This is a genomic window from Cyanobium sp. NIVA-CYA 375 (assembly GCF_056108345.1).
The window spans coordinates 1-886 of sequence record NZ_JBSYHW010000272.1 but is presented as its reverse complement, the minus strand read 5'-3'; the positions used below and the strand labels follow the sequence as shown (position 1 = coordinate 886).

At 71.4% G+C, this 886-nt stretch carries 1 protein-coding gene; it reads right to left on the bottom strand.

What is annotated here, in order from left to right; translation table 11 throughout:
• A partial coding sequence (locus AC01FP_RS18020) for a DegT/DnrJ/EryC1/StrS family aminotransferase (RefSeq protein WP_474482171.1) occupies positions 1–886 on the bottom strand: 886 nt, incomplete at both ends.

Genomic DNA, 886 nt, shown 5'->3' with positions numbered 1-886 from the left:
GCGGCCACACCTTGCGGAAGGCGGCGACGATGAGCGCCACCGCGCGGCCGTCGTTGCCGAACTGGCCCAGGGCCAGGCCGAAGAAACTCCGGCCGTGCAGGTCTTCGGCCACCGGGCACAGGCCGGGGCCGTAGGTGATGGTGCTGTCGCCCTGCGGCGCGCCCTTCCAGGGGAAGCCCTGGGTGCCATACGCGATGCGGTGGCGGAAGAGGGGCAGCAGGTGCAGGTTCTGGTAGCTGCCGACGAGGCCGGGCACACCTTCGGCACGCAGCGCCTCGAGCAGGCGCTCGCGGCTCAGGCCCAGGCGCGCGGTGTCGAGCTGCAGGCCGTAGATGTAGTACGCGTGGGTGTTGCCCGGCAGCACGGCGGGCGTCGCCAGGCCCGGCAGCCCGGCCAGGCCGGCGTCCAGCGCCGCGGCGGCCTGCTGGCGCAGCGCCACCCGCTCCTTCAGGTGGCCCAGCTGCACCGCGGCAATGGCCGCTTCGAGCTCGCCCATGCGGAAGTTGTGGCCCAGCAGGTTGGAAAGCTCGACCGGGTCGTCGCTCTTCACCACCGCCTCGGCGTGGTTGCGGATCAGCTGCAGCCGGCGTGCGTAGCGGTCGTCGTCGGTGACGAGCACGCCGCCTTCGCCGCAGTGGATGTGCTTGTGGTAATTGATGCTGTAGCCGCCGATGTCGGCCAGCGTGCCCGCGGCACGGCCGTGGTGGAAGGCGCCCGGCGCCTGCGCGCAGTCGTTCAGCAGCTTCAGGCCGTGGCGGTTGCAGATTTCGCGCAGGCGGACCATGTCGGCGCTCTGGCCGAAGATGTCGACGGCGATCACGGCCTTGGTGCGCGGCGTGATCAGGCGCTCGACGCTCGCCGGATCGATGTTGAAGGTGGCGCGGTC